Source organism: Aliivibrio salmonicida LFI1238 (assembly GCF_000196495.1).
GTDB lineage: Bacteria > Pseudomonadota > Gammaproteobacteria > Enterobacterales > Vibrionaceae > Aliivibrio > Aliivibrio salmonicida.
Map to the genome: position 1 here is coordinate 979636 of NC_011312.1, position 26506 is coordinate 1006141.

General features: G+C 39.2%; 26 protein-coding genes and 3 pseudogenes. 17 read left to right on the plus strand and 12 right to left on the minus strand.

Annotated features, from left to right (window positions below; all coding sequences use genetic code 11):
* Positions 1-30: 30 nt before the first annotated feature.
* Entirely contained in the window at positions 31-1494 is a 1464-nt protein-coding gene (locus tag VSAL_RS04885) for an aldehyde dehydrogenase family protein (RefSeq protein WP_012549660.1), read from the minus strand.
* A gap of 86 nt (positions 1495-1580) precedes the next feature.
* Positions 1581-1964: a RidA family protein gene (locus tag VSAL_RS04890; protein WP_012549661.1), complete on the minus strand. Its 384-nt coding sequence runs from the start codon at positions 1962-1964 to the stop codon at positions 1581-1583.
* A 168-nt stretch (positions 1965-2132) separates the two neighbouring features.
* Between VSAL_RS04890 and VSAL_RS04895 the strand changes: the two genes are divergently transcribed.
* Together VSAL_RS04895 and VSAL_RS04900 are read left to right on the plus strand one after the other, a co-directional pair.
* Positions 2133-3011, plus strand: coding sequence for a LysR family transcriptional regulator (locus VSAL_RS04895; protein WP_012549662.1), 879 nt, complete (start codon positions 2133-2135; stop codon positions 3009-3011).
* 231 nt (positions 3012-3242) lie between these two features.
* Positions 3243-3461: a hypothetical protein gene (locus tag VSAL_RS04900; RefSeq protein ID WP_012549663.1), complete on the plus strand. Its 219-nt coding sequence runs from the start codon at positions 3243-3245 to the stop codon at positions 3459-3461.
* 112 nt (positions 3462-3573) lie between these two features.
* Here VSAL_RS04900 and VSAL_RS04905 read toward each other — a convergent pair whose 3' ends face one another.
* The 5 genes from VSAL_RS04905 to gmhB form a co-directional block, all read right to left on the minus strand.
* Positions 3574-4350, minus strand: coding sequence for an ADP-ribosyltransferase (locus VSAL_RS04905; protein ID WP_012549664.1), 777 nt, complete (start codon positions 4348-4350; stop codon positions 3574-3576).
* A 24-nt stretch (positions 4351-4374) separates the two neighbouring features.
* On the minus strand, positions 4375-5130 hold the full coding sequence (locus VSAL_RS04910; RefSeq protein WP_012549665.1) for an ADP-ribosyltransferase: 756 nt from the start codon (positions 5128-5130) through the stop codon (positions 4375-4377).
* A 17-nt stretch (positions 5131-5147) separates the two neighbouring features.
* Positions 5148-7739, minus strand: a complete 2592-nt coding sequence (locus tag VSAL_RS04915; RefSeq protein ID WP_012549666.1) for a hypothetical protein — start codon at positions 7737-7739, stop codon at positions 5148-5150.
* A gap of 106 nt (positions 7740-7845) precedes the next feature.
* A complete protein-coding gene (locus tag VSAL_RS04920; protein WP_012549667.1) occupies positions 7846-8259 on the minus strand; it encodes a hypothetical protein in 414 nt (137 codons plus the stop codon).
* 279 nt (positions 8260-8538) lie between these two features.
* The gene (gmhB, locus tag VSAL_RS04925) at positions 8539-9090 is read right to left on the minus strand and encodes a D-glycero-beta-D-manno-heptose 1,7-bisphosphate 7-phosphatase (protein WP_012549668.1); all 552 of its coding nucleotides are present in this window, start codon (positions 9088-9090) and stop codon (positions 8539-8541) included.
* Between the two features lie 253 nt (positions 9091-9343).
* Between gmhB and metN the strand changes: the two genes are divergently transcribed.
* Genes metN through VSAL_RS04940 form a run of 3 tightly spaced genes read left to right on the plus strand, consistent with a single transcriptional unit; the run spans position 9344 to position 11899 of the window.
* Positions 9344-10378, plus strand: a complete 1035-nt coding sequence (gene metN, locus VSAL_RS04930) for a methionine ABC transporter ATP-binding protein MetN (RefSeq protein WP_012549669.1) — start codon at positions 9344-9346, stop codon at positions 10376-10378.
* Positions 10368-11045 carry a methionine ABC transporter permease gene (locus tag VSAL_RS04935; protein ID WP_012549670.1) on the plus strand — a complete coding sequence of 226 codons (678 nt, stop codon included), beginning with the start codon at positions 10368-10370 and terminating at the stop codon, positions 11043-11045. The genes metN and VSAL_RS04935 overlap by 11 nt, the downstream gene beginning before the upstream one ends.
* A gap of 44 nt (positions 11046-11089) precedes the next feature.
* The gene (locus VSAL_RS04940) at positions 11090-11899 is read left to right on the plus strand and encodes a MetQ/NlpA family lipoprotein (RefSeq protein WP_012549671.1); all 810 of its coding nucleotides are present in this window, start codon (positions 11090-11092) and stop codon (positions 11897-11899) included.
* 61 nt (positions 11900-11960) lie between these two features.
* Here the strand turns inward: VSAL_RS04940 and ykgO are convergent, their stop codons facing one another.
* Together ykgO and VSAL_RS04950 are read right to left on the minus strand one after the other, a co-directional pair.
* Positions 11961-12098, minus strand: coding sequence for a type B 50S ribosomal protein L36 (gene ykgO, locus VSAL_RS04945; protein WP_012549672.1), 138 nt, complete (start codon positions 12096-12098; stop codon positions 11961-11963).
* A complete protein-coding gene (locus tag VSAL_RS04950; RefSeq protein ID WP_012549673.1) occupies positions 12098-12355 on the minus strand; it encodes a type B 50S ribosomal protein L31 in 258 nt (85 codons plus the stop codon). Before VSAL_RS04950 ends, ykgO begins: the two co-directional genes overlap by 1 nt.
* Before the next feature lie 143 nt (positions 12356-12498).
* Between VSAL_RS04950 and tsaA the strand changes: the two genes are divergently transcribed.
* Both tsaA and VSAL_RS04960 read left to right on the plus strand, forming a co-directional pair.
* Positions 12499-13197, plus strand: coding sequence for a tRNA (N6-threonylcarbamoyladenosine(37)-N6)-methyltransferase TrmO (tsaA, locus tag VSAL_RS04955; RefSeq protein ID WP_012549674.1), 699 nt, complete (start codon positions 12499-12501; stop codon positions 13195-13197).
* A 146-nt stretch (positions 13198-13343) separates the two neighbouring features.
* Positions 13344-15059, plus strand: a complete 1716-nt coding sequence (locus VSAL_RS04960) for a proline--tRNA ligase (RefSeq protein ID WP_012549675.1) — start codon at positions 13344-13346, stop codon at positions 15057-15059.
* Positions 15060-15130: 71 nt separating this feature from the next.
* Here VSAL_RS04960 and nanQ read toward each other — a convergent pair whose 3' ends face one another.
* Positions 15131-15601 carry an N-acetylneuraminate anomerase gene (gene nanQ / locus VSAL_RS04965; protein WP_012549676.1) on the minus strand — a complete coding sequence of 157 codons (471 nt, stop codon included), beginning with the start codon at positions 15599-15601 and terminating at the stop codon, positions 15131-15133.
* A 56-nt stretch (positions 15602-15657) separates the two neighbouring features.
* Complete coding sequence (locus VSAL_RS04970) at positions 15658-17112, minus strand: sodium:solute symporter (protein ID WP_231850877.1); 1455 nt, start codon at positions 17110-17112, stop codon at positions 15658-15660.
* Positions 17113-17234: 122 nt separating this feature from the next.
* Here VSAL_RS04970 and tnpA (VSAL_RS04975) point away from each other — a divergent pair, with 122 nt between their 5' ends.
* The 3 genes and pseudogenes from tnpA (VSAL_RS04975) (at position 17235) to tnpC (ending at position 19417) form a co-directional block, all read left to right on the plus strand.
* A complete protein-coding gene (tnpA, locus tag VSAL_RS04975; RefSeq protein WP_012549677.1) occupies positions 17235-17549 on the plus strand; it encodes an IS66 family insertion sequence element accessory protein TnpA in 315 nt (104 codons plus the stop codon).
* Positions 17546-17893 (plus strand): IS66 family insertion sequence element accessory protein TnpB, encoded by a 348-nt coding sequence (gene tnpB / locus VSAL_RS04980; RefSeq protein ID WP_012548924.1) that lies wholly within the window; start codon positions 17546-17548, stop codon positions 17891-17893. Before tnpA (VSAL_RS04975) ends, tnpB (VSAL_RS04980) begins: the two co-directional genes overlap by 4 nt.
* A gap of 71 nt (positions 17894-17964) precedes the next feature.
* A pseudogene (gene tnpC / locus VSAL_RS04985) lies at positions 17965-19417 on the plus strand (IS66 family transposase).
* Between the two features lie 79 nt (positions 19418-19496).
* Here the strand turns inward: tnpC and VSAL_RS04990 are convergent.
* Positions 19497-20375, minus strand: a complete 879-nt coding sequence (locus tag VSAL_RS04990) for a MurR/RpiR family transcriptional regulator (protein ID WP_012549678.1) — start codon at positions 20373-20375, stop codon at positions 19497-19499.
* A gap of 288 nt (positions 20376-20663) precedes the next feature.
* On the opposite strand from VSAL_RS04990, the gene VSAL_RS04995 reads away from it, so the two are divergent.
* The 7 genes and pseudogenes from VSAL_RS04995 to VSAL_RS05025 all read left to right on the plus strand — a co-directional run bounded on the left by VSAL_RS04995 (position 20664) and on the right by VSAL_RS05025 (position 26493).
* Complete coding sequence (locus VSAL_RS04995) at positions 20664-21557, plus strand: dihydrodipicolinate synthase family protein (protein WP_012549679.1); 894 nt, start codon at positions 20664-20666, stop codon at positions 21555-21557.
* A gap of 147 nt (positions 21558-21704) precedes the next feature.
* Positions 21705-21911 (plus strand): YaeP family protein, encoded by a 207-nt coding sequence (locus VSAL_RS05000; protein WP_023603694.1) that lies wholly within the window; start codon positions 21705-21707, stop codon positions 21909-21911.
* Complete coding sequence (locus VSAL_RS05005; protein ID WP_012549681.1) at positions 21911-22099, plus strand: DUF4250 domain-containing protein; 189 nt, start codon at positions 21911-21913, stop codon at positions 22097-22099. The genes VSAL_RS05000 and VSAL_RS05005 overlap by 1 nt, the downstream gene beginning before the upstream one ends.
* A gap of 499 nt (positions 22100-22598) precedes the next feature.
* Positions 22599-24197 (plus strand): annotated as a pseudogene (locus tag VSAL_RS05010) (immunoglobulin-like domain-containing protein); the annotation flags it as partial.
* A gap of 81 nt (positions 24198-24278) precedes the next feature.
* On the plus strand, positions 24279-24593 hold the full coding sequence (gene tnpA / locus VSAL_RS05015) for an IS66 family insertion sequence element accessory protein TnpA (RefSeq protein WP_012548925.1): 315 nt from the start codon (positions 24279-24281) through the stop codon (positions 24591-24593).
* A complete protein-coding gene (gene tnpB / locus VSAL_RS05020) occupies positions 24590-24937 on the plus strand; it encodes an IS66 family insertion sequence element accessory protein TnpB (protein ID WP_012548924.1) in 348 nt (115 codons plus the stop codon). The genes tnpA (VSAL_RS05015) and tnpB (VSAL_RS05020) overlap by 4 nt, the downstream gene beginning before the upstream one ends.
* 71 nt (positions 24938-25008) lie before the next feature.
* Positions 25009-26493, plus strand: a pseudogene (locus tag VSAL_RS05025) (IS66-like element ISVsa2 family transposase).
* The last annotated feature ends 13 nt before the right edge of the window (positions 26494-26506 follow it).

Consider the following 26506-nt stretch of genomic DNA (forward strand, 5'->3'; position numbering starts at 1 on the left):
TCATCTAGTTGAGTAGATTTTCCATCCATTTTAATAAGGACGTTGATAAGCCGTTTTCACTACCGTATAAAATTCTTTTGCGTATTGGCCTTGCTCTCGTGGACCAAAGCTTGATTCTTTACGACCGCCAAATGGAACATGATAATCCGTACCTGCGGTTGGTAAGTTGACCATGACACAGCCCGTTTGAGCTTGTTGTTTGAATAACGCACTGGTACGTAAACTTTGCGTAATAATGCCGCCGGTTAACCCAAAACGAGTATCATTGGTGGTTGCGATAGCCTCTTCTAAGTCAGCCACTCGGATCACACTTGCCATTGGTGCAAACACTTCTTCTTGGTTCACTTCCCATTTATTACTGGTATTAATAAACAGCGTTGGAGACATGTAATAGCCTTCATGCTCAAGACTTAAACGCTCACCACCAAACGCCAATTCTGCGCCACTTTGACGTGCGTTTTCCATCCAACCAAAGTTCGCATCCAGTTGATTACCATCAACTACCGGTCCCATGAATACGCCTTCTTCCAATGCATGCCCCACTTTAAGTTGGCTCATTCGTTTGATTAACGCTTCAACGTACGCATCATGAATGCCATCCATAACAACCAAACGAGATGACGCGGTACATTTCTGGCCCGCCCCTGAAAACGATCCGGCAATGGTGGCTTCAACCGCAATGTTAATATCGGCATCATCTGCAATAACGAGTGCATTTTTACTGCCCATTTCTAGCTGACAACGCACAAAGTTTGGAGCGGTTGCTGTTGCTACTTTACGACCAGTATCAACAGAGCCCGTAAAGCTCACACCGTTTATCTCTTTTGAGTTAATCAGTGCGTTACCTACTTGAGATCCATTGCCTAACACCAGATTGAACGTCCCTTCGGGTAAACCTTGGCGGTGAATAATTTCAGTTAATGCCACGGCACTTGCAGGCGTTAGATTTGCAGGCTTCCAAATGACGCTATTACCAAACGCCAATGCTGGTGCAATTTTCCAAGCAGCGGTTGCGGTTGGGAAATTCCAAGGCGAAATAACCGCAATCACCCCAACGGCTTCACGCGTCACTTCAACAGAAACACCCGGTCTTACAGAATCGGCACTGTCTCCGATTTGACGTAACACTTCAGCTGCAAAATATTGGAAGAACTGACCCGCACGATAAATCTCACCACGACCTTCCATAAAAGGCTTACCTTCTTCACTCGAAAGTAAACGGCCTAATTCATCACAACGTGCAATTAACTCATCACCAATCGCTTGTAATACGGCTTGCTTACGCTCTAGTGGTGTTCTTTCCCACTCAGGCTGTGCTTTTTTGGCCGCTGAAATCGCATCTTGAACTTGGCTTTCACTGGCTTGAGCAAAATGACCTAAATGTTGGCTAATATCTGATGGGTTAATGTTCGCAATCGTACTGATGCCTGATTGCCATTCTCCGCCGATGTACAACGATTTTTCTGCTGAGATATTTTGTGCTTGAACTGTCATGCTACTTTCCTTGTCTCTGAGATCCACTGCCTTTAAGTCTGGCAATAAATGATGTTTATACAAATTTAATCAAAACTACTTTCCCGCTATTTTGGTTCAACCGCTGCATACACAACAAATTCAACCAACATTTCTTCGCGAGCTAACCCCGCAACAATCATTGCTGCACGGTTTGGATAAGGGGCATTAAAGTATTCTGCGTACACTTTATTTACGGTTGCTAAGTACGCTCTGTCAGTCACATAAATCAATACTTGAAGTACAGAATCTAACGACTCTCCTGCACATTCCAAAGTGTGTACTAAGTTTTTAAACGTTTGGTGAGTTTGCGCTTCAATCCCTCCCTCAACGACCGCGCCTGATTGATCAATCGGAATTTGAGCCGTATATAGCGTGCCGTTGTTAACAATTGCCCACTCAAGAGGCGCTTTAGAGGCAAATAAATCGGTTTTTACTGAATGCTTTTTCATTTTAGTCTCACGCTCTCATTCGTCATGTAATCACAATGTTTCAATACGGTTAAATATTGCACATTGACAGATGATAAATCTAACGGTAAATTTATTACGTTCGATAAGAAAAACTTATCACTCTAGTGAGAGTTCGATAAATAAAGGGCTAACAAGGCGGTCGATAAAATGAGCATTAAATTACAACAATTAAAACATTTTACTTTAGTCGTAGAAGAAGGCGGGTTTCGTGCCGCCTCTGGCCGTGCAAATCGATCGCAAGCCGCACTATCAACCTCAATTAAAGAACTCGAACGAATTTTAGAACAACCTTTATTTGAAGCCGGAAACAAATCAAAACTAACGCCTTTTGGTGAAATTTGCTTTCCAAAAATAACTCAGTTTTTAGACGTCTATGACCGACTCACTAATGATTTACGTGCGGATGCCGCAGGACAACAAGGACGCGTTCGGATTGCCAGTGTTCCTTCTGTTGCCGCAAAATTAATCCCGAGTGTGCTAGGCGCATTCAGTGAAAAATACCCTAACGTAGAAGTCAGCCTAATTGATGACAATGCCGCAGGTGTAGAAGCTCGCCTACTGTCAGGAGAGGTCGATTTAGCGCTAGGAAATTATTCACAATTGGAAGAAAAAGCCATTCACTTTACCCCGTTGATAAGCGATCCTATTGGTGTTGTCTGCTTAAAAGACAATCCTATCGCCACTCATCCTGAAGGGATCGAATGGAAAACATTACTTAAACAAACTTTCATTAGAAACGGAACTTGTACATTGCTTAACTCAACACCAGCTCGAGTACTCAGTGAGCAAGCCTTATATTCTGTTGAAAACATTACTTCTTTATTTTCAATATTAGAATTAGGAATAGGAATAACGACACTTCCGAAATTAGCCTTCCCAACCAATGAGACTCGTTTAGTGTGGATCCCTCTTATCGATCCTCCATTAGAGCGACAAATTGGCATATTTCAACTCGCTGATAGAACTATTTCGCCACAAGCACAGCAGTTTTATGATCTTTGCATTCAATATTTAAATTATAAATAACAATTTATTATTTTCATATAACAGAGATAACTAAATATATTATTAAGTGAATAAGATCACAACATTCATTTCTCATGGTTATATTTTATAAATAAATCTTCATAATAATAATTCCAATCCATTACCGTAAACATAAGATGACTATATTATATCGAACTATTTTTTCAATCAGCCGTTTACAAAGGGCAAACCTCTAAATTTGAATTAAAAGAAGGCGACGCGGCGATTGTTATGCCAAATATTAGAATGGATGAACTAGAAGTGTTGATTAATAGGAATAGTACATTTGAGGTAACGGCTATTAACATCACTCAGGAAGGGAATCACGTTATATATAGAGAAATTAGTTTAAACGATATCGGAGAACGACCAATTAAAGACATGCACACTGGAGAAAATATATCAGCATCAGAAGTCTGTCTGTTTAAAAAAACCATCAATAGTAAATAACAAAATCCATAATATATATACCACAATATTTCAAATTAACTATTAATAGCCATAAACTTATTTATTCCATTAAATAAAAATAGGTCTCCTCATAATTAGGAGACCTTTATGTTTAAATACAAAAAAGAGATGAACGGGAACGTAAGGATATTTCATCGCCACTAAAACTGTCATAAATAGCAACATCAGGTTCGATACTCAAATGACGTCCAGGATTTTTTATCTCCTTTAATTTAATGAAGTTGTATTCTATCGAATGTCGTTCAATCGCTTCCACCTGAAAATACGTATTGGGTTTAACCAGAATTTCAGCTTCATCAGGCTTAAAGGTGTAATCGCTAATAGCCCTACCTGACGATTTTAAATCAATTTTAAATTGAGCAGCAGAAAGAGAGACTTCTTCATTCGTTGCTGAAGCAGAAAAGTTTCTCGCAAAACTAGAGTTTGTACTCGTTGATAGAAAGGCTTTTTCATGCAAAATATCACCAACATTGAGTTTTTCTAACAAGCTATCTTTGATTGAAGATCCTCGATACACCGTTCCCCGATAATTCGGGAGTTTATTAAGAGCCCCTCGTAAGCTATCTACCTTTCCTTTTACACTTTCATATATCCCTAGTTTCAAAAAGTCCGTCGATTTTCCTGTCCGTAGAAATTGATTCATAATATGATGATCAACTCGGCCATACGCTTTCATAGCCGAGTACTCATTTGGGAGCAATTTTTTTGCAGCCTTAACATGGTGAGCCTTTACCCAATCCATTAGATTTTCTGTAATTTTCTCTTCTTCAAAGAAAGTTAATTCCCTTCCTTTAAACTCTGAGAAATCTTCGGATTGCGCTAAGAATGACATAAACGTAAAAAAGATAACTACCACAGTTTTAAACATTCGTATATTTCCTAAATTAATGAATTAACGACAGAACATCTGCTGCCAACGAGAAGGAGGCAGCTGCTCACCTGAATATAAATTGAACAGTCGATCGCTTCCCATACGAACCGATCTTGGCAACACCGTTTCTAGTGAGATGTAATTATTAAGAGCGCCTCGTTCAATACCTGTCACCTTAAAATAACTGTTCGGAGAAATAACCACTTCGGCCTCTGAGCTATAGTCTGAAATGGATGCAATTGAAAAACTGCGTCGATTTGTCTCAATATGAAAAAGAGCCCTTACTGTGCGATTACCTGAATTAGGAGGCACAACGGCAAAACGTCGAGCAACTTCAGGAATAACAGAGGTAGACAAAAAGCCTGATTCATACATAACATCGCCTACCTCTAGCTGTTCTATCATCGCTTTATTTGACCATGTACCTCGATAAGTTGTGCCGCGATACTCTGGCATTTTGTTTAACCCAGATTTCAATGTGCGAACAAAACCTTTGATCTCTCTACCCGATGAACCCCACGATTTCGTTTCAGCCGCATGTAAATATTGATTGGCCGTCCGGTACCCTGATATAGAAAAATCTTCCAAAGCTTCCGCTTCTGCATTGCTTAATAATTTAGATTTCCAATTGGCATTACTTTTAGACCAATCCTTAAACCCTTCAGAAAGTTCCGTTATGGCCTCTTTCGAACGAGTGGGTTGTTTGAAAACCTCAAAAGGAGACGCAAAGGTAAACGCTGCCCACGCCCATAAAATCAAAAGAATATATTTTTTCATTGCCTATTCTCCTGAGATTATTGGTAAGAGAGGCTATTGGGACTGATACCACATTCAATCCCAAACTCAGTTTGTTTTCTCGATCCCCATCCAATCACCGCCTGGCTCGTTAATTGTTGACGCGTTAAATTATCCAACCAACTCGATATAGGTGATAGCCAATACAATGATTCATCACCTGAAATAGCAAGTAAGGTTTCTTTTAGAGGCATAAAGTTGATGTCACACGTTCTATTTGAACGGTCATTAAGTGTTTGATTAACGTCTACAAGTTGTGTGATCTTTTGGCCTAACTCTGAAGAAGGGTCATACAAAGCATTAATAGAATTAACCAAACGAGCATCGTAACTGTCTGGAATTAAATCAGACACTAAATAACGTAAAATATAAGCAGGCAGCATCTCTGAAAATAAAACGGGGGTTTCTTCCATTTCAGGCGCGTGACGCCCAACACTGGTATGTTGTGAATGAACAATTGCGGCATAACGTTGAAAGTCACCAACCTGAGAAAGTAACCAATCAGATCCATTTTGTTCACCTAATTCAACCGCTTCAATCAAGCGCGATTTTACAATCCCTTTTGCTAATGGGAGTGCATTACCTGATAAATTAGTCACATCAAGGGTTGAGCTTTTCAATGCAGAGGCAATCAATGGCGCGTATTTTTCCATATCAAAACTGCTCGGATAAGCGTAACTATAAAACTGACTGCCTTGCGTGGCTTTCCAATCGCTTTCTAAAGCGGGTTTAATTAATTCATCCAGTTTTTCCAATCGTTTACGATGAATGTACGCTCCTCGACCCGAGTAATCCGCCAACCAACGAGCAATATGAGCAAGAGAAGAAGTTCGAGACAGATTTTCTTTGGCTAAATATGACGAACTCCATCCTGAACATTCTCGCTCACCGATGCATTCACTCCCCAGTTGGGCGCGTGAATCAAACAACCAACGATAGATTTCAGCTTTATTTTCTCGGCTCTGAACCATCTGATTTTGTTGTTCTGAATAATCGAGAATTTGTTGCTCAAGCCATTGTTCTTCGACTTCTGAATTCCAACCCTCTTTAATCAATAGGTTAAGCGTGGTAGCAAATACCTCGTAATACGTTTCACGTAACGGCATTTTTATTTGGCTAGTCACATCATCTTGAGAAGAGTCAAATCGACGCGTTTCTGCTGGCTCCCATGTATATTTTAGACACCCCCTAAAATTAGGATCTCCCGCTAAAACGCCAACACTAGAACAATACTTATAAGTCTCTTTCAGTACTAAAACCTTAGAAGAAAGCTCTCTTGAAGTTGCAGGTCGATACAGCAAACTTCTCGCCATCTCATCAACCGCATAGCGACTTGCTTGCTCTTTAAAAAATGCATTCGCTTTTTCTACCGAACCCGAATCAAAAAGCCGATTAATTAGCGCTAAACCATCATTTTTCATTGAGTTTTGTAATTTCATACTCGTAATACGAACATGATTATCGGCCGTTTCAGCAATCTTCTTCTTTGCGTTCAATGTACGTGTATAAAGTTGAGTTAGCGCAAGATGGTTCAAACCATTCAACTGCCCATTACGTATTTCATCCAGCTTAGTCACCGCTTGATCAAGAATGTATTGCTGACAATGTTGCAGCGCGGCTAACGTACGATTTGCGACACGAGCTGAAGGAACCGAAGGTGGACGATTATTATTTTCTTGTTGGTTAGGATAAAGAGCAAATAAAGCGTCAGTTTCTGTTCGGCACGTACTTGCTATATCCGACGAAAATAATCGTGACCCCTCTTTATTTATTCCTAATTGAAAATGAAGTGTCTTTTCCAATTCCTGATCTACAGCACTTATCAATTCATTGGCAAGTAATGCTTGTGCCTTGACCGTTTCTTGATAATGCAGTTGGTATTTTAATGCGACATCAGAAGCATAGCTTTTTACTATTGATTCAAGGGTTCTGTGCTGATTACTCGCCAATTCCGCCCAGTGTTTCTTATCCCTTAAATCTTGCTGCGTCACAATATCATCATAAATAGTAAAACTGTAATGATTACCAGAAGCCATGCTGTCCCAACGATTACTAATAATATAACGATCAACAGCACGCTCAGGAAGTTTGAGAACCCCAAACCAATCCACCAACCCCATAACGGTTGCAAAACGATCGTAGGATGTCCGAGATTCATCTTCAAATGTATCCGCGACATCACGCGCCCAAAGGCCTACTGCAGCGGCTTCTCCAATTGGTCCTAACGCCTCAAGTGCAGCACTGCCTGCTTCAGATGCAGATCGTCCAATAGTAGACAATAAGCGCGAAGCTTCTTCTGTTTCTACAGCAAAAGAGCTTGCAGGACCGGTTTCGAGTAAAGAAGAAGTGTCGCTGTAAACGTGGGTGGCTTCGCTTAGATTCGGTTTTAAACTTGAGAAATGGTCTGGTACTTTTGGGAAAAGATCCTCTGGCATAATTTCATCACTAAAAGAACGGTAATTTTTCTTACTTAAATTATTAAACGACTCTTTATCGAGAACATTGATTTCATCGCCTACCCGGCACAGTTCTAAAGCGGAAGCGCCCGTTGAGAGCAAGGAACAAACAAGCATCAAATTATTTAATTTCATATTATTAATTATTCTTATATTTTTGAAAAAACACTCAATAGGCAAACTAAAAAACTAGAAAATGGACTTCAAGCTTATTGAGTGAATTAAAAATGAAAAAAGGGACTTATAAATCTAGAGGGGAATGATTAGCAACAACTAATCTATCTAGGACATGAGCAGGTATGCTATGAATAAATTCTGCTAAATCCACTGACCGTGGGCCAGTAAATCCTGCTCGGCACATAGAGCTTGGATACACACCAACAATGAGCAACTGTGGTGTTGCACCATTCCATTGCAATTTAGCTTCGATATCAAGATCGCTAATATTAATACCGCAATTGTATGTTCTTGACGTTAATATTCCATTTTCAATTTGATATCCACCAACCAATGGTACTGGCGTTTTATCTTTAGGAAAAACAATCTCGGTTTCTATTCTAGCATTATTTTCAGAATCAGGAAAGACAATGGCGTTTGCAAAAGCAGAGATTGAGGTAGTAAAGGCAACTAAGCCAATAAATGTCATAGTTTTCATGGTTACTCCGTTAAACTTACTATAAATAGAAATGAGAACTTATATCAATTAGATATATTCATCAATAAGCCGAAGTCTCAATAGCTTGTAAGACATTCACCATTTTGATGAGTTAACGTCGAAAAATAAAATTAAATGCCGAGAGTAATCAATCAGTTGTGATTTTATAAAATTTAACTATTAATAAATCAATTACTTGACCTTTGTTCCAATAAAGATCAAAAAAAACGCCTATAGATTTCTCTATAGGCGTCTGAAATTTCATTGTATCGGTATTAATTAAGCAAATAAAAACTTAGGCACATCCGCAATACTATCAAGTACCGTTGTTGCTAATGCTTCGCCTTCTTCTGTTACAGGTTTACCCGTACGAACAAGAATACGTGTACCAACGCCAGCCACTTGAGCTGCCATCATGTCTTCTTTCTTATCACCGATCATCACAGATTTTTCCATGTCGATATCTAAGAAGCTTTGAGCTGACATGAACATACCAGGATTTGGTTTACGACAATCACACTCTTCTTTGTACTGTTCTACTGTCGCTTCAGGGTGATGCGGACAATAGTAAATGCCATCAAAATCGATGTCATGCTCAGCAAAGTTCCAATCCATCCATTCAGTTAATGTTTCAAACTGCTCTTCAGTAAAGATACCACGTGCAATGCCTGATTGATTGGTCACTAATACAAGTAAGTAGCCCATGTCTTTGCATATCTTAACAGCATCGAACACACCATCAATGTATTCAAAGTCATCACGCTTATGAACGTAGCCACGATCAACGTTAATCACGCCATCTCTATCAATAAATATTGCTGGTTTAGACAAGGTAAAACCCTCTAATTGTCGAATCTCTTAATGATAAAATTATCTCACGCTTTTAAATGATTAGCATCTTATTTATACGTTTAGCCGTCTAGACGTAAAAATATCTATTGACTTAATTATCCATTCGAAATAGCATCGTCCTACATTAAAAAATAATTTAAAATGCGATATAGCTCAACTTTTGCAACATTGTGAACTTTTGTGTAACGTTATTTAAATTCCAATTGCTTAGCAGTTCAGTTCAAGGCGAATCATGATTGAAATAAACCGCGTCAATAAGGTCTTTTATCAAGGTGCAAAGGAAATTAATGCCCTTAAAGATATTAACCTTCATATTGCCCAAGGCACCATCTTCGGTGTTATTGGTTCATCAGGTGCAGGGAAAAGCACACTGATACGCTGTGTAAACATGTTAGAAAAACCAACCAATGGCGAAGTCATTGTGGATGGTGTTGATTTAACTAAACTGTCGTCAAGTGAATTAAGCAAGGCTCGTCGTAATATTGGGATGATCTTTCAGCACTTTAATCTTTTGTCTTCTCGCACTGTATTTGAAAATGTAGCTTTACCTTTAGAGCTTGCAGGAAAATCAAAACAAGAGATTAATAAGAAAGTGAATGACTTATTAGATCTCGTCGGACTGTCAGACAAACACCACACTTACCCTGCTAATTTAAGCGGTGGTCAAAAACAACGTGTGGCCATTGCTCGTGCGCTTTCAACCGATCCAAAAGTATTGTTATGTGATGAAGCAACCAGTGCGCTTGATCCTGCGACAACGAAATCAATTCTAGAACTGATTAAAGATCTAAATCGTAAATTAAGCATCACTATCTTAATTATTACTCATGAAATGGAAGTGGTAAAAAACATCTGTCATGAAGTCGCGATCATCGGTGATGGTGAATTGGTTGAGAAAGGCATTGTGAGTGATATTTTTGCTCACCCTAAAACCGTTTTAGCTCAAGAATTCATTCGAGCGACATTAGATTTATCAATTCCTGACGATTTTAAAACGCGTCTACACGATACTTATGTCGAAGGCAGTTACCCTCTGATCCGTTTAGAGTTTACTGGCGCAACGGTGAATGCACCGGTTATCAGTCAAATATCTCGTGAATTCAATATTGATATCAGTATTTTAAGCTCTGATATTGATTACGCTGGCGGCGTTAAATTTGGCCTAATGCTTGCTGAGTTTTTCGGTAACCAAGAGTCAACAAAACAAGCGATTGAATTCTTACGTAATCATCATGTAAAAGTAGAGGTGTTAGGTTATGTCGTTTGATGTGATTTCCGCATGGCTTGATTTAAACAGCAAGCTATTATTAAACGCGACTGGCGAAACTCTGTACATGGTTTCTGTTGCTGGAATTGTCGGTTTTGCTATTGGTATTCCACTGGGTGTTATTTTGCATATCACCAAAAAAGGTGGATTAATGGAAAACCCAGCGTTCAATAGCATCCTTGGTGCTGTTGTAAATATGGGGCGTTCTGTGCCTTTCTTGGTACTCATGGTTGCTATCATTCCGGTGACTAAGTTTATTGTGGGCAGCTTTATTGGTACCACGGCAGCCATTGTTCCATTAACCATCGGGGCAATTCCTTTTGTTGCTCGTTTAGTTGAAGGCGCATTAATTGAAGTACCAAGTGGGTTAGTTGAAGCCGCACAATCAATGGGCGCAACTCCTCTTCAAATTATAACTAAGGTATTGCTTCCTGAAGCTTTGCCTATGATAGTGAACTCAGTGACTATCACTCTGGTTACCCTCGTTAGCTACTCAGCAATGGCTGGAACAGTTGGCGGCGGCGGGTTAGGTGATGTAGCGATTCGTTATGGTTTCCACCGTTATGATTTAACCATCATGGCTGTGACCGTTGTTATGTTGATTGTTTTGGTTCAAATCATTCAATCAATTGGTGATAACTTAGTTAAAAAAGTTGATCACCGTTAATCTAATTTAAAATTTAAATGGAATTCATTTTTAAGGAGTAAATAATGGTATTGAACATAAAAAAACTGGCAGCAATAGCGGGTCTAGCATCAACGCTTATTCTTACTGGTTGTGGCCAAGAAGAAACAAACACAAACCTAATTAAAGTAGGTGTAATGGCAGGTGCTGAAGCACAAGTCGCTGAAGTTGCAGCAAAAGTAGCAAAAGAGCAATACGGTCTTGATGTTGAGTTAGTGACATTTACCGATTACGTAACACCAAACGCAGCATTAGATGATGGTTCAATTGACTTGAACGCATTCCAACACAAACCATACTTAGACCAACAAGTCGCTGACCGTGGTTACAAAATTGAAGTTGCTGGTAATTCATTTGTTTACCCAATTGCTGGTTACTCTAAGCAAGTAACTGCTGTTGACCAAATTGAAGACGGTGCACGTATTGCGGTACCAAACGATCCAACTAATCTTGGCCGTTCTCTTCTTCTTCTTCAAGAACAAGGTCTAATCACATTACGTGACGGTTCAGGTCTTGCTGCAACGGTTCGTGATATTACCGCTAACCCTAAAAACATCACAATTGTTGAGCTAGATGCGGCACAACTTCCTCGTTCTCTTGATGATGTGGCCCTGTCTGTAATCAACACAACTTACGCAAGTAGCCTAAACCTTACACCGGAAAAAGACGGCATCTTTGTTGAAGATAAAGACTCTCCATACGTAAACTTAATTGTTGGTCGTACTGATAACGTAAACACTGAAAACGTAAAGACTTTTGTTAAAGCTTACCAATCAGAAGAAGTTTACCAAGCCGCTCTAAAAACATTTAAAGGTGGCGTAGTTAAAGGTTGGTAACCCCTCTTTTAACGCAATCAAACCTAAAAAGGTTGGCATCACTGCCAACCTTTTTTATGTCTTACTTTTTCTTCTTTCCTTGAACCGCTTTAAATCGAGGGTTTGTTTTACAAATAACAAAGACTCGCCCCTTTCGCTTTACGATTTGACAGTCTTTATGTCGAGATTTAGCACTTTTCAATGAGCTTAATACTTTCATTATACCTTACCTTTTAATGCACCAAATCGACGATTGAAGTTTGCAACTCGTCCTTCCGTAGAAACCACTCTTTGTTCACCCGTATAAAATGGGTGTGATTCAGAAGAGATATCCAATGTCATGTAAGGGTATTCCTTTCCATCTTCCCATTTCATCGTTCTGTCTGTTTGTAATGTTGACCCGATAAGAAAATATTTATTAACACTCGTATCGTGAAAAAGAACCTTTCTGTATGTTGGATGAATGCCTTCTTTCATTTTTCTCTCCCTATAAATCGCCACTAATTGTTATGTTATAACATAACAATTAGCAATTGCGAACTATTATCATATAAAGTAAAAAAGTGACGATTCATTAGTTATGATAAAATTCATCCATATTCACCGTTGAGCTTACATAAATGACTTATCACATCGATCCTGTTGGTTTTATTCAATCGCCTTATAAAGAAAAGTTTGCGGTTCCTCGTCAACCTCGTTTAGTACCTAGCGCGACATCTCGCCTAAAATTGGTGGGAGATGCAAATTCACCAGAAGCGGTTCGTGGGATTGAACAGTTTTCTCATTTATGGTTATTATTCTTATTTGACCAAAATCTAGAAGCAGGCTGGAGACCCACAGTTCGCCCACCACGTTTAGGCGGAAACGAACGCATTGGAGTTTTTGCTTCACGAGCGACCTTTCGTCCCAATGGTATTGGTATGTCAGCCGTCGAATTAAAAGGCGTTATTCAAGAAGGTAATCAAACGTATTTAGAATTAGGCAGCGTTGATTTGGTAGATAGCACACCGATTATCGACATAAAACCCTACATCCCTTATTCCGATTCAATCCCTACTGCATTGGGGGGATTTGCAGAAAAAGAACCCGATGTTCTCAACGTGTACTTATCGATTGAGGCGCAAAAATCACTCGCATCACACCCTCAAAAATCACACATTGAAGCCGTGATAAAAGAAGTTCTTGGACAAGATCCCCGCCCAGCCTATAAAAAAGGCAAAGTGGATACTAAGGAATATGCGGTAAATTTGTTTGATTTGAACGTGAAATTCACCGTTGACAGCAATTCCATCACGGTAACTGCAATTGATCGCTTTTGAGATCGCTTTTAGGCTGATATCATGGAGGGCTTAATTTTAGGTTTGAGCCCATTCTTAAAGAACATACTCTTACTAAAATTGAACTCTCGGTTTAACTGTTTAAATCGAGCTATTCCAATATTCATAACTAACAAATGGATGAAAACATGCGCACTAGCAAATACCTTCTTTCAACACTGAAGGAGACTCCAAACGACGCAGAAGTAGTGAGCCACCAGCTCATGCTACGTGCAGGTATGATCCGTCGTCTAGCTTCAGGTTTATATACTTGGCTACCGACTGGTCTACGTGTATTGCGTAAAGTCGAAAATATCGTTCGTCAAGAGATCGACAATGCAGGTGCAATCGAAACGTTGATGCCCGTAGTTCAGCCGTTTGAGCTTTGGGAAGAAACAGGCCGTTCTGAAGAGATGGGGCCTGAACTGCTTCGTTTTACTGACCGTCATGCTCGTCCATTTGTACTTAGCCCAACGGCTGAAGAAGTTATCACTAGCCTTGTGCGTAACGAAGTGAACTCTTACAAGCAACTTCCGCTAAACCTATACCAAATCCAAACTAAATTCCGTGATGAACGTCGTCCACGCTTTGGTGTAATGCGTGCACGTGAATTCTGCATGATGGATGCGTACAGCTTCGATATCGATAAAGAAGGCCTACAAAAGTCTTACGATGCGATGCACGATGCTTACTGCAGAGCATTCGACCGTATGGGTCTTGAGTACCGTCCAGTATTGGCTGACTCAGGCGCTATCGGCGGCAGTGGTTCTCAAGAGTTCCACGTACTTGCAGAAAGCGGCGAAGATTTAATCGCATTCTCAACAGAATCTGATTACGCTGCAAACATCGAAAAAGCAGAAGCACTAGCACCGACAACTGAACGTGCTGCTCCTACTCAAGAGATGACAACGGTTGATACACCAAATGCAAAAACAATTGCAGAATTGGTTGAGCAACACGGTATCGCAATTGAAAAAACAGTGAAAACATTATTTGTTAAAGCATCTGATGAAGTTGATGCTGATATCATTGCACTTATCATCCGTGGTGATCACGAGCTTAACGAAGTTAAAGCTGAAAACCTTCCACACGTTTTATCTCCACTAGAGATGGCTGACGAAGCACAACTTCGTGATCTAATCGGTGCTGGTGCTGGTTCTCTTGGTCCTGTAGGCCTAGAACTGCCATTCATCGTTGACCGCTCTGTTGCGGTAATGAGTGATTTTAGTACAGGCGCAAACATCGATGGTAAACACTTCTTTGGTGTGAACTGGGATCGTGATGTACAGCTTGGTCAAATTGAAGATTTACGCAGCGTAGTTGAAGGTGACCTAAGCCCATGTGGCCAAGGTACTCTACAACTGAAACGCGGTATCGAAGTCGGTCACATCTTCCAATTAGGTACAGCCTACTCAGAAGCAATGAACTGTGGCGTACTTGATGCTAACGGTAAAAACTCTATCCTTGAGATGGGTTGTTACGGTATCGGTGTTTCACGTGTTGTTGCATCAGCTATCGAGCAAAACAATGACGAATACGGCATTGTATGGCCAGAAGCGCTTGCACCATTTACGGTTGCTATCGTTCCAATGAACATGTACAAATCTGATCGCGTTAAAGAAGCGGCAGAAAAACTGTATGCAGAATTAACAGCGATGGGTATCGACGTTCTATTTGATGATCGTAAAGAGCGCCCAGGTGTTATGTTCAAGGATATCGAGCTTATCGGTATTCCACATACCGTTGTGATCGGCGATCGTAGCATGGACGAAGGTAACTTTGAGTATAAGAACCGTCGTGCAAACAGCAAAGAAGTAATCGAAATTGCAAACATCGTTGAGCACATTAAAGCACAACTAAGCTAATTCGACACTTCATCAAACACAAAAAGCTAAGTCGTATGACTTAGCTTTTTTTATGCATTAAATCAGATAAATTAACTGAGTAAGCTGCGATGTACCTTAATGACTATTTTTTTAATTGGCATCGATTGTTCTACTAAACAGCCCGGTTTATGCGGTTCTTCAGGAAAGAAAATCGCAAACATCTTTGGGTGCATAATCACTTCACTACACTGATGCATGCTCTCTACTAAATAAAAATCGTTCTCTTCATCGTACGCTTTAGCTATTGGGTTTACTTCATTTTCCAACGAATATTGAATTCGTTCTTCCCCATGAATTAAGCATTGAACATCAATATATTCTTTATGCACCTCCGCTTGTTTGTCATTCGCAAACCCCGTATCAAACTCCATCACATTAGCAAAAATACGCTCACCATCAATGATGTGTTTTCCCGTTGTTAATCGCGCTAAATCCGTCTCATTTAAATACGTTAAACATTGTTGAATAACTGGCGGTAAATACTGATTTGTTACTTGATGTTCAATATGACCATAAATCATAAACAGTCCTTAGAAGAGCCTCTACAATAAAATAAAGGCTCAGATAAATAATAAAATTACGCTTTAGCGGCTTGTGTTGATTTCTTTTCTTTTACTGCACTTAACTCATCAATTTCATCTGAGTTTAAGTCATTTTTGAAAAGAGGCGCGGTGAAATAGCCCACAATCACGACTACCAACGTCCCGATAACACCATAGAAGAAGAAGTTTAAATCGGTTGCTGAACGGACCCACAGTACCGTAACAATACTTGCAATGACGCCTAATAAAGCACTGTTCGCATTTGCTCTACGGAAAAAGATGCCAAGCATAAAGAGTCCCGTCATAGGCCCCCCCATTAAACCAAGTAAACTATTAAAGGCATCCCATATTTCACTTTCATTCGACATAATTAAGTACGTTGACGCAATTACCCCTAAGATCCCCGCAATAACCGTTAAAATCCGACCTACTTTTAGTTTTTGCTCTGAGGTCGGGTTATTACTGAGTTTTTCATAAATATCAGAAGTAAAACACGCCGCAATACTGTTTAAGCTGCTTGAGATACTTGATTGTGATGCGGCGAAAATAGCGGCAATAATTAAACCCGCAATACCAACCGGCATTTGAGAAATAATATAGAAAGGTAAGATCCCCCCGGTATTAAAATCCGCAGGAAGCAACTCAGGATTTTGAGTGTAATAAGCAAATAACGCACTCCCCACAGCAAAGAAGAAGACAGGAACACACGCCACTAACTTGGCATTCGTAATCAATGCTTTCTTCGTTTCTTCAATATTCTCTGTCACGATATAACGTTGAACCACATCTTGGCTTGCCGTAAACTGTTGTAAAGAAGCAAAGAAGAACCCAATCATTAATACAGGGATTGTGCTCTCTGTCCAACTCCAACTAAATTGTTCCGCGGGAAAATATTTATTCGCTTGATTTGACATGCTGAACACTTCAACAATACCGCCATCAACATTAAAACAAACCACCACAAAGATAAAAATAGCCGCAACAGATAACATTATGCCTTGAATTACATCAGTCCAAATGACCCCTTCAATGCCCCCTAAAAACGTATAAATAATACAAAGAACACCAATTAAAAACACAATCATCAACGGGCTAATATCAATAAATGGCATTAGCGCTAATGCGGTTAGATAAGTAACGATTGCTATTCGCCCAATATGAAAAAGCATAAAAGAAATACTGCCAAATAAGCGCATCTTCACATCAAAACGTCTTTCTAAGTATTCGTATACAGAGGTTAAATTTAATTTACGAAAGAAAGGGATGTAAAACCAAAAAACGATAGGAAGAATAGCAATAGCAACGTATTGCCCTATTAAGAATGTCCAATCACTGGTGTATGCTTTTGCTGGAATAGACATAAACGTTATCGAACTGAGGGTTGTTGCAAAAACACTGAATCCTGCGGCCCAACCGGGGATACGCCCCCCAGCTTTAAAGTAGTCATCCGCTGACTTTTGGCGACGAGCAAAATAGACACCCACCCCCATAATCGCCCCAAGATAAACAAAGAGCGCGATGTAGTTTAGTGGTAAGCGTGCGGGGAACTACACCTAACAAATAAAATTCATTATGCGTATCTTACGATCTTTCATTTAACGAGAACGTAATTATGCAAAAAGATAAAAAGAGAACACCAGAGCAATGGCACGCTCTATTTGAATCTCAGCAATCTAGCAAGCTTAGTGCCGCTGAATTTTGTAGTAACCATAATATTCTGCCAAAGACATTTAGTGCACGTAAAGCACGATGGAAACAAAAGATTAACGCTTCTACTTTCTTGAAAGTAGAAGCGTTAACATCAACTATCATCGCCACTCCACAATTACCAGATATTCAACTTTCTATCGGAAAATTGCGATTAACATTGCCAGCTAATACTGAACCTCACTGGATAGGACTCTTATTAAAAGGGTATCAATCATGAATGTATTTACTGATGTTTCCACCATTTATCTTCATCGTGATTTTGTCGATTTTCGCAAGGCCATTAATGGCCTTGTCGTGATTGTTGAGCAAGAAATGCAACTATCACCGTTTAGTGATGCTCTATTTATATTTTGCAATAAGCCTCGTGATAAACTCAAAATATTGTATTGGGATAAAACAGGATTCGCTTTATGGTACAAGCGATTAGATGAAGACCGCTTCAAATGGCCACGAAATATAAATAACGATACGTTAGCATTATCAGAGCAGCAACTGACACTGCTATTACAAGGTTTTGATATCTTAGGACATCAACCGGTACATTATCAAACAACCCTTTAAATAGTTGATTCTCAGTCAAGAATAGGAGGCAACCGATTGATTACCTGTATTATCGTTATATAGTCATCTACATGACTGATAAAATAAAACCACTTCCTGATACCATTGACGAGCTGAAAGCACTTGTGCTTCAGCTTGAAAATAAATATAACCGTCTTCTAGAGCAATTTCGACTGGCTCAACATCAGCGCTTTGGTAAAAGCAGTGAATCTGACTCGACTCAATTTGATTTATTCAATGAAACAGAAGAAGAAATCATCATTGAAAATGATGACACACAAACGATTACCTGAAGACTTACCGCGTACTGTTATTATCCACGACATAAAAGATAAAACTTGTAAGTGTTGCGGTCTAGAGATGCATGCGATGGGTAAAGACATCAGTGAAAAGTTGGAATTTGTACCAGCTAAAGTGGAAGTTATTCAACATGTTCGTCCTAAATATGCTTGCCGAAATTGTGAAAAAAACAATACTTCAGTAGACATTAAACAAGCCCCAATGCCAGCGTCACCAATCCCTAAAGGGATTGCGACCGCAAGTTTACTTGCTCAAATTATTACGGCTAAATTTCAATACAGTCTTCCACTTTATCGTCAAGAAACGTTATTTCAGCAATGGGGTATCATTATTGGACGGCGAACGATGGCGGATTGGTTAATAAAATGCTCGGTACTATTTACCCCTCTTAATAACGAGTTACATCGTATTTTGCTTGAACAACCCACTCTGCATTGTGATGAAACAACGGTAAATGTGTTGGATGTTGAAAAAGCAAAATGTTATATGTGGGTCTACTGCTCTGGCTATGATTCTCCAGGCTCTGGTGTTTTGCCTGGAATTGTACTTTATGATTATCAATCTAGCAGGCATGGCTACCATCCAGTTAACTTTTTAAAAGGTTATAACGGGTATTTACATACCGATGGTTACCAAGGTTATGAACAAACTGAAGCGATTTTAGTTGGCTGTTGGGCACACGCACGTCGACGATTTATTGAGGCTCAACGTGTTCAAGTAAAAGGGAAAACAGGGAGTGCAGATTGGGTATTGAGTAAAATCCAAAAGCTATACCGGATCGAATCGTTATTAAAAGAGGCTTCCCCTGAAGCCAAGTATGTTGCTAGGCAGACAGAAGCCCGCGATTTACTTAAAGAGCTCCGTGATTGGCTTGATAGCGCAGTTAGTCGAGTATCACCTAAAACAAAATTAGGTGAGGCGATTAGCTATACATTAAATCAATGGGATAAATTAGTTCGTTATATTGATGATGGATTGTTATCTATTGATAACAATCGAGCAGAGCGAGCGGTTAAACCGTTTGTTATCGGCCGGAAAAACTGGTTATTTTCGGGTTCAACGGCTGGTGCAGATTCAAGTGCAATGCTTTACAGCATTGTAGAAACAGCAAAGGCAAACGGATTAATCCCTTACGATTATATTAGGTATTGTCTAGATCGTTTATGTGTTGGATCGCCAGATATCGATTCACTTTTACCTTGGAATGTAAAAGACAAGGTGTAGTTCCCCGCACGCTTACGGTAAATTAGCTTATCAACGATAATAAAACCGCGAGCAGAGATCCTACTCGCGGTTTCTTTTATTAGGATTTATGACACAACGCTTCCGTTGTCTTCAATTTATTGGCTTTTGCACCATTGATGTCTCGTTTCACTAATAAGGTATAAATTAAATCCAATACAAATAACTGTGAAATTTTCGTACCAATAGAATCACCTTGTAATTGGCCTTGTCTATTGCCATTAACCAACACGTAATCAGAATACTTAGTAATATCAGAGCGTGGGTTATGGGTTATCGCAATCGTCGTAGCCCCGTTATCTTTGGCTAAACGCAACGCTTTAGTCGTTTCGACTGAACACCCAGAATGGCTAATACCCACAGCAAAATCGCCAGGTTGCATTAGCGATGACTTTACATACATAAAATGATTATTGGTAAATGCATCTACATTTAGACCAATTCGCATAAACTTATGCTTTGCGCTTTCTGCCGTTAATCCAGAAGAACCAACCCCAAAAAAATAAATCGCTTTCGCATCTTTTAATGCTTCTGCTACCAACTCCAAAGACTGAAAATTAAGTAAGTTCATGGTCTCTGACAATACACTTTCAATCGTAGCTTGAAGTTTGTGCCCTATGACTTCCGCATTATCTTCCGCAGTCACATCCGTATCAAAAATTTCTTTTTCGCGACCTTGAAGATTAGACACTTCAATCGCAAGTTCCATTTTAAAATCTTGGTAGCCTTTAAATCCTAAAGTACGACAAAAACGAATGATGGTCGCATCACCCGCATTAACGATCTGTGATAACTCTGCAATAGAGTGCTTGCTCACTTGTGTCGCGTTAGCCATAACATAATCAGCAATGCGTTTTGATGATGGCGTTAAGCTATTATAAAGACTGCCTATCATATCAATGATATTGCCAGCTTTGATTTGAATATGATGGTTGGACATTATTAAATGATCCTTGAATAAAACAACCTACTGATTTTATTTTGTCACGGCACTCCTTATTTGTGAAGTGTAACTCCGTGATTAGTTTGTACTAACCGCCCCTAAAAACCGAAAATCAGGCGCATATAAAAATTTTATCTGAAAAATTGGGCTTACAGATCACATTTACAGCATCCCCCTCCCATTTTCATATTGCAAAATGAAACTTTACTCCATAGTATTAGTTTAACTCCAAAGTATTTAAATTAATGAAGAATGACTTCAAAAAGATAATCTAATGAGGATGACATGAAAAAGTTAACAGGTTTAATTGCAGCTCCACATACTCCATTCGATAGTTCAAGTAACGTTAATTTTGAAGAGATTGATAAAATTGCCAAGCATTTAATTAATGATGGCGTAAAAGGTATTTATGTCTGTGGCACAACAGGTGAAGGCATTCATTGCAGCGTAGAAGAACGTAAAGCAATTGCTGAACGCTGGGTAAGTGCTTGTAATCATAAACTCGACATCATTGTTCACACTGGTGCGCTTAGCATTGTAGATACATTAGAACTAACTCGTCATGCCGATACGCTTGATATTTTAGCGACCTCAGCCATTGGTCCTTGTTTCTTTAAACCAGGTAGCGTGTCTGACCTAGTGGAATACTGTGCAACTATCGCGGCAGCAGCTCCATCTAAAGGTTTCTATTACTATCATTCGGGAATGTCTGGCGTAAACTTGAATATGGAAGAATTTTTAATCCAAGCCGATAAACGCATTCCTAACTTATCTGGTTTAAAATTTAACAGCGGTGATTTATACGAATACCAACGTTGTCTTCGTGCTTGTGATGGTAAATTTGATGTACCGTTTGGTGTTGATGAGTTCCTACCCGGCGCATTAGCCGTTGGTGCAAAAAGTGCAGTAGGCAGTACTTATAACTACGCAGCACCTCACTTTAATTCTATTATTGAGGCTTTCAATAAGGGTGACCACGACGCTGTATTTAATAAAATGACCAACGTTATTGAATTAATCCGAGTGCTGGTTGAGTTTGGTGGTGTGGCCGCAGGAAAAATCGCGATGGAACTTCACGACATTAATGCTGGTGATCCTCGTTTACCACTAATGCCGCTAAGCGCAGAGCAAAAGTTAACGGTCGTTGAAAAAATGAGAGCCGCAAATTTTCTTAAATAAAGAATAACTTAGTTAACCACACGCCTTAATTTAGCTCCTAAGCTGAAAAACGTTTCCCCTTACGTTTTTCAGCTTTTTTTAATCTATGTTTTCCTTATTTCTCAGTGTAAACTTCATAACAGTTATCATTTTAAGATGGAAAGTATTATGAAAGTATACGATTGTTGTGACATGGTTCGTGAACTGTACTCATTAATTGGCAGTGGCGATCAAGGTTATATTCCTCAAGCGATTAACTGTGCAGTTAAATCATTAAACGACATTGCAGCCGACGATTCTCTTCCAAAAGAAACCCGTGAAAAAGCCGCATTTGCTGCTGCAAACTTATTAATTTCTGATTTTGAGGATGCGTAATGACACCTGAAAAAGTCGCTTCAATGGATCCAATTATGTTAATGAGTATCGTTAATATGAAAATTCGTGATGAATTTGGGGATCTTCACTGTTTCGTGAAATTCTATGAATTAGATCAAGATGCATTAATAAAGAGATTAGCTGACGCTGGTTTCGATTATTTAGAAGAAGCCAAACAATTCAGATAATCTATTTAACAAGGGAAATTAATATATCGTTTCCCTTTTAATAACACTTCTCGCCTCTCCCTTATTTCCTTGCTTACTTTATTATTAAATTTATATATTAATATTTATATTTAATCATTTCATCAATATAAAAACAACAAACGTTAATATAAAAAGAGACATTACTCCCACCTTATTTTAACTATTCCCAATCGAATATATTGATAATAACGCAACTAAAGTGATACTTATTCCAGATTTACCCAATAAAACCGAACTTAATTATTATCGTTAATAATTAATTACTTAACTTAAAAATACCTGCTTTCTTCATTGTTAATCACACAAATAAATAATATTAAATTAAAAATATTCTTTACGGAAACATCTTATTACATTTGTAAAATATAACTTTTAAATATCCATGATAATTTCATTTCTCTTTATTAATCACCGTTAATTAAATCTATTAATATATTTAATTAATCCGATTAACTTACCTTTTATGAGTGAATTATGTATGGCATTACTAACAAATAAAATGAAGCTAAACACTATCGCATTAGCGTTATTAGGTGCTGGTTTTTCAGTTCAATCCCACGCAAATGATATGACAAACCCTGAAGGCGGTATTGTTGTTGGTTATTGGCACAACTGGTGTGATGGCCGTGGTTACCAAGCAGGTAACGCGCCTTATATGACACTTAAAGAAACAAACCCAATGTATAACGTGGTCGATATTTCATTCATGAAAGTATACGACACCGCTGAAGGTCGTATCCCTACTTTCCGTCTTGATCCTACCGTTGGTTTAAGTGAAGCGGAATTCATCGAACAAATTAAAGAATTAAATGCACAAGGTCGATCTGTTGTGATTGCTCTTGGTGGTGCTGATGCACACATCGAATTAAAGCGTGGCGACGAAACGGCATTTGCAGACGAAATAATTCGTCTTGTTGAAGTGTATGGCTTTGATGGCCTAGACATCGATTTAGAACAAGCCGCCGTCACCGCAGCAGATAACCAATGGGTAATTCCTGAAGCATTAAAAATGGTGAAAGATCATTACCGTACTCAAGGTAAAAACTTTCTCATCACAATGGCTCCTGAATTCCCTTACTTAAAAGCAGGCGACAAGTACATCCCATACCTTGAACGTCTAGAAGGTTACTACGATTGGATAAACCCACAGTTCTATAACCAAGGTGGTGATGGTGTCTGGGTTGATGAAGAGAACGCTTGGATTACTCAAAACAGTGATGCTATGAAAGAGAAGTTTATTTATTACATCTCTGACTCTCTGATCAATGGAACTCGTGGTTTCCATAAGATCCCTCATGACAAGCTTGTTTTCGGTATTCCTACCAATAGCGATGCAGCTGCAACAGGGTTTGTTAAAGAACCTCAAGATCTTTACAACGCATTCGATGCACTAAAACAACAAGGCCAACCATTACGTGGCGTAATGACATGGTCAATTAACTGGGATGTCGGTACAGATGCAGCGGGTAACCCATACAACAGCAGTTTCATTAATGATTATGGCCCTTATGTTCATGGTCAAACACCACCGCCGCCAGTCGTTGGTAAACCTGTATTTAGCGGCCTATCTGATACACGAGTTCAACACGGTACCGTATTCTCGCCATTAGCGGGTGTAAAAGCGATGGACAAAGAAGACGGCGATGTAACGTCATCAATCACGGTCGAAGGCTCAGTAAACACACAAGTACTTGGTGATAATGTACTTACTTATAGCGTGACCGATTCTGATGGCAACGAAACAAAACAAGGCCGTAATGTCGAAGTTTACAGTGCATTACCTGAACTTACAGGTGTAACCAATACGACAATCAAAATCGACTCTACATTTGATCCATTAGCGGGCGTAAAAGCAACAGACGCTGAAGACGGTGACCTAACGCCTCAAATCAACGTTGAAGGATCAGTCGATACGACTCTTGCTGGTAAATACTCATTAACGTATTCAGTAAAAGACAGTGCAAATCAAACAGCGACAGCAACACGTACTGTTACCGTAAATGACGGTTCTGAAGTCTGCGTGAGCCCTTGGAAAGCAGACCAAGTGTATTTAACAGATGAAACGACAAGTCACAATGTAAGCGTGCGGGGAACTACACCTAACAAATAAAATTCATTATGCGTATCTTACGATCTTTCATTTAACGAGAACGTAATTATGCAAAAAGATAAAAAGAGAACACCAGAGCAATGGCACGCTCTATTTGAATCTCAGCAATCTAGCAAGCTTAGTGCCGCTGAATTTTGTCGTAACCATAATATTCTGCCAAAGACATTTAGTGCACGTAAAGCACGATGGAAACAAAAGATTAACGCTTCTACTTTCTTGAAAGTAGAAGCGTTAACATCAACTATCATCGCCACTCCACAATTACCAGATATTCAACTTTCTATCGGAAAATTGCGATTAACATTGCCAGCTAATACTGAACCTCACTGGATAGGACTCTTATTAAAAGGGTATCAATCATGAATGTATTTACTGATGTTTCCACCATTTATCTTCATCGTGATTTTGTCGATTTTCGCAAGGCCATTAATGGCCTTGTCGTGATTGTTGAGCAAGAAATGCAACTATCACCGTTTAGTGATGCTCTATTTATATTTTGCAATAAGCCTCGTGATAAACTCAAAATATTGTATTGGGATAAAACAGGATTCGCTTTATGGTACAAGCGATTAGATGAAGACCGCTTCAAATGGCCACGAAATATAAATAACGATACGTTAGCATTATCAGAGCAGCAACTGACACTGCTATTACAAGGTTTTGATATCTTAGGACATCAACCAGTACATTATCAAACAACCCTTTAAATAGTTGATTCTCAGTCAAGAATAGGAGGCAACCGATTGATTACCTGTATTATCGTTATATAGTCATCTACATGACTGATAAAATAAAACCACTTCCTGATACCATTGACGAGCTGAAAGCACTTGTGCTTCAGCTTGAAAATAAATATAACCGTCTTCTAGAGCAATTTCGACTGGCTCAACATCAGCGCTTTGGTAAAAGCAGTGAATCTGACTCGACTCAATTTGATTTATTCAATGAAACAGAAGAAGAAATCATCATTGAAAATGATGACACACAAACGATTACCTACACTCGTCAAAAGCCAAAACGCCAACGCTTACCTGAAGACTTACCGCGTACTGTTATTATCCACGACATAAAAGATAAAACTTGTAAGTGTTGCGGTCTAGAGATGCATGCGATGGGTAAAGACATCAGTGAAAAGTGGAATTTGTACCAGCTAAAGTGGAAGTTATTCAACATGTTCGTCCTAAATATGCTTGCCGAAATTGTGAAAAAACAATACTTCAGTAGACATTAAACAAGCCCCAATGCCAGCGTCACCAATCCCTAAAGGGATGCGACCGCAAGTTTACTTGCTCAAATTATTACGGCTAAATTTCAATACAGTCTTCCACTTTATCGTCAAGAAACGTTATTTCAGCAATGGGGTATCATTATTGGACGGCGAACGATGGCGGATTGGTTAATAAAATGCTCGGTACTATTTACCCCTCTTAATAACGAGTTACATCGTATTTTGCTTGAACAACCCACTCTGCATTGTGATGAAACAACGGTAAATGTGTTGGATGTTGAAAAAGCAAAATGTTATATGTGGGTCTACTGCTCTGGCTATGATTCTCCAGGCTCTGGTGTTTTGCCTGGAATTGTACTTTATGATTATCAATCTAGCAGGCATGGCTACCATCCAGTTAACTTTTTAAAAGGTTATAACGGGTATTTACATACCGATGGTTACCAAGGTTATGAACAAACTGAAGCGATGTTAGTTGGCTGTTGGGCACACGCACGTCGACGATTTATTGAGGCTCAACGTGTTCAAGTAAAAGGGAAAACAGGGAGTGCAGATTGGGTATTGAGTAAAATCCAAAAGCTATACCGGATCGAATCGTTATTAAAAGAGGCTTCCCCTGAAGCCAAGTATGTTGCTAGGCAGACAGAAGCCCGCGATTTACTTAAAGAGCTCCGTGATTGGCTTGATAGCGCAGTTAGTCGAGTATCACCTAAAACAAAATTAGGTGAGGCGATTAGCTATACATTAAATCAATGGGATAAATTAGTTCGTTATATTGATGATGGATTGTTATCTATTGATAACAATCGAGCAGAGCGAGCGGTTAAACCGTTTGTTATCGGCCGGAAAAACTGGTTATTTTCGGGTTCAACGGCTGGTGCAGATTCAAGTGCAATGCTTTACAGCATTGTAGAAACAGCAAAGGCAAACGGATTAATCCCTTACGATTATATTAGGTATTGTCTAGATCGTTTATGTGTTGGATCGCCAGATATCGATTCACTTTTACCTTGGAATGTAAAAGACAAGGTGTAGTTCCCCGCACGCT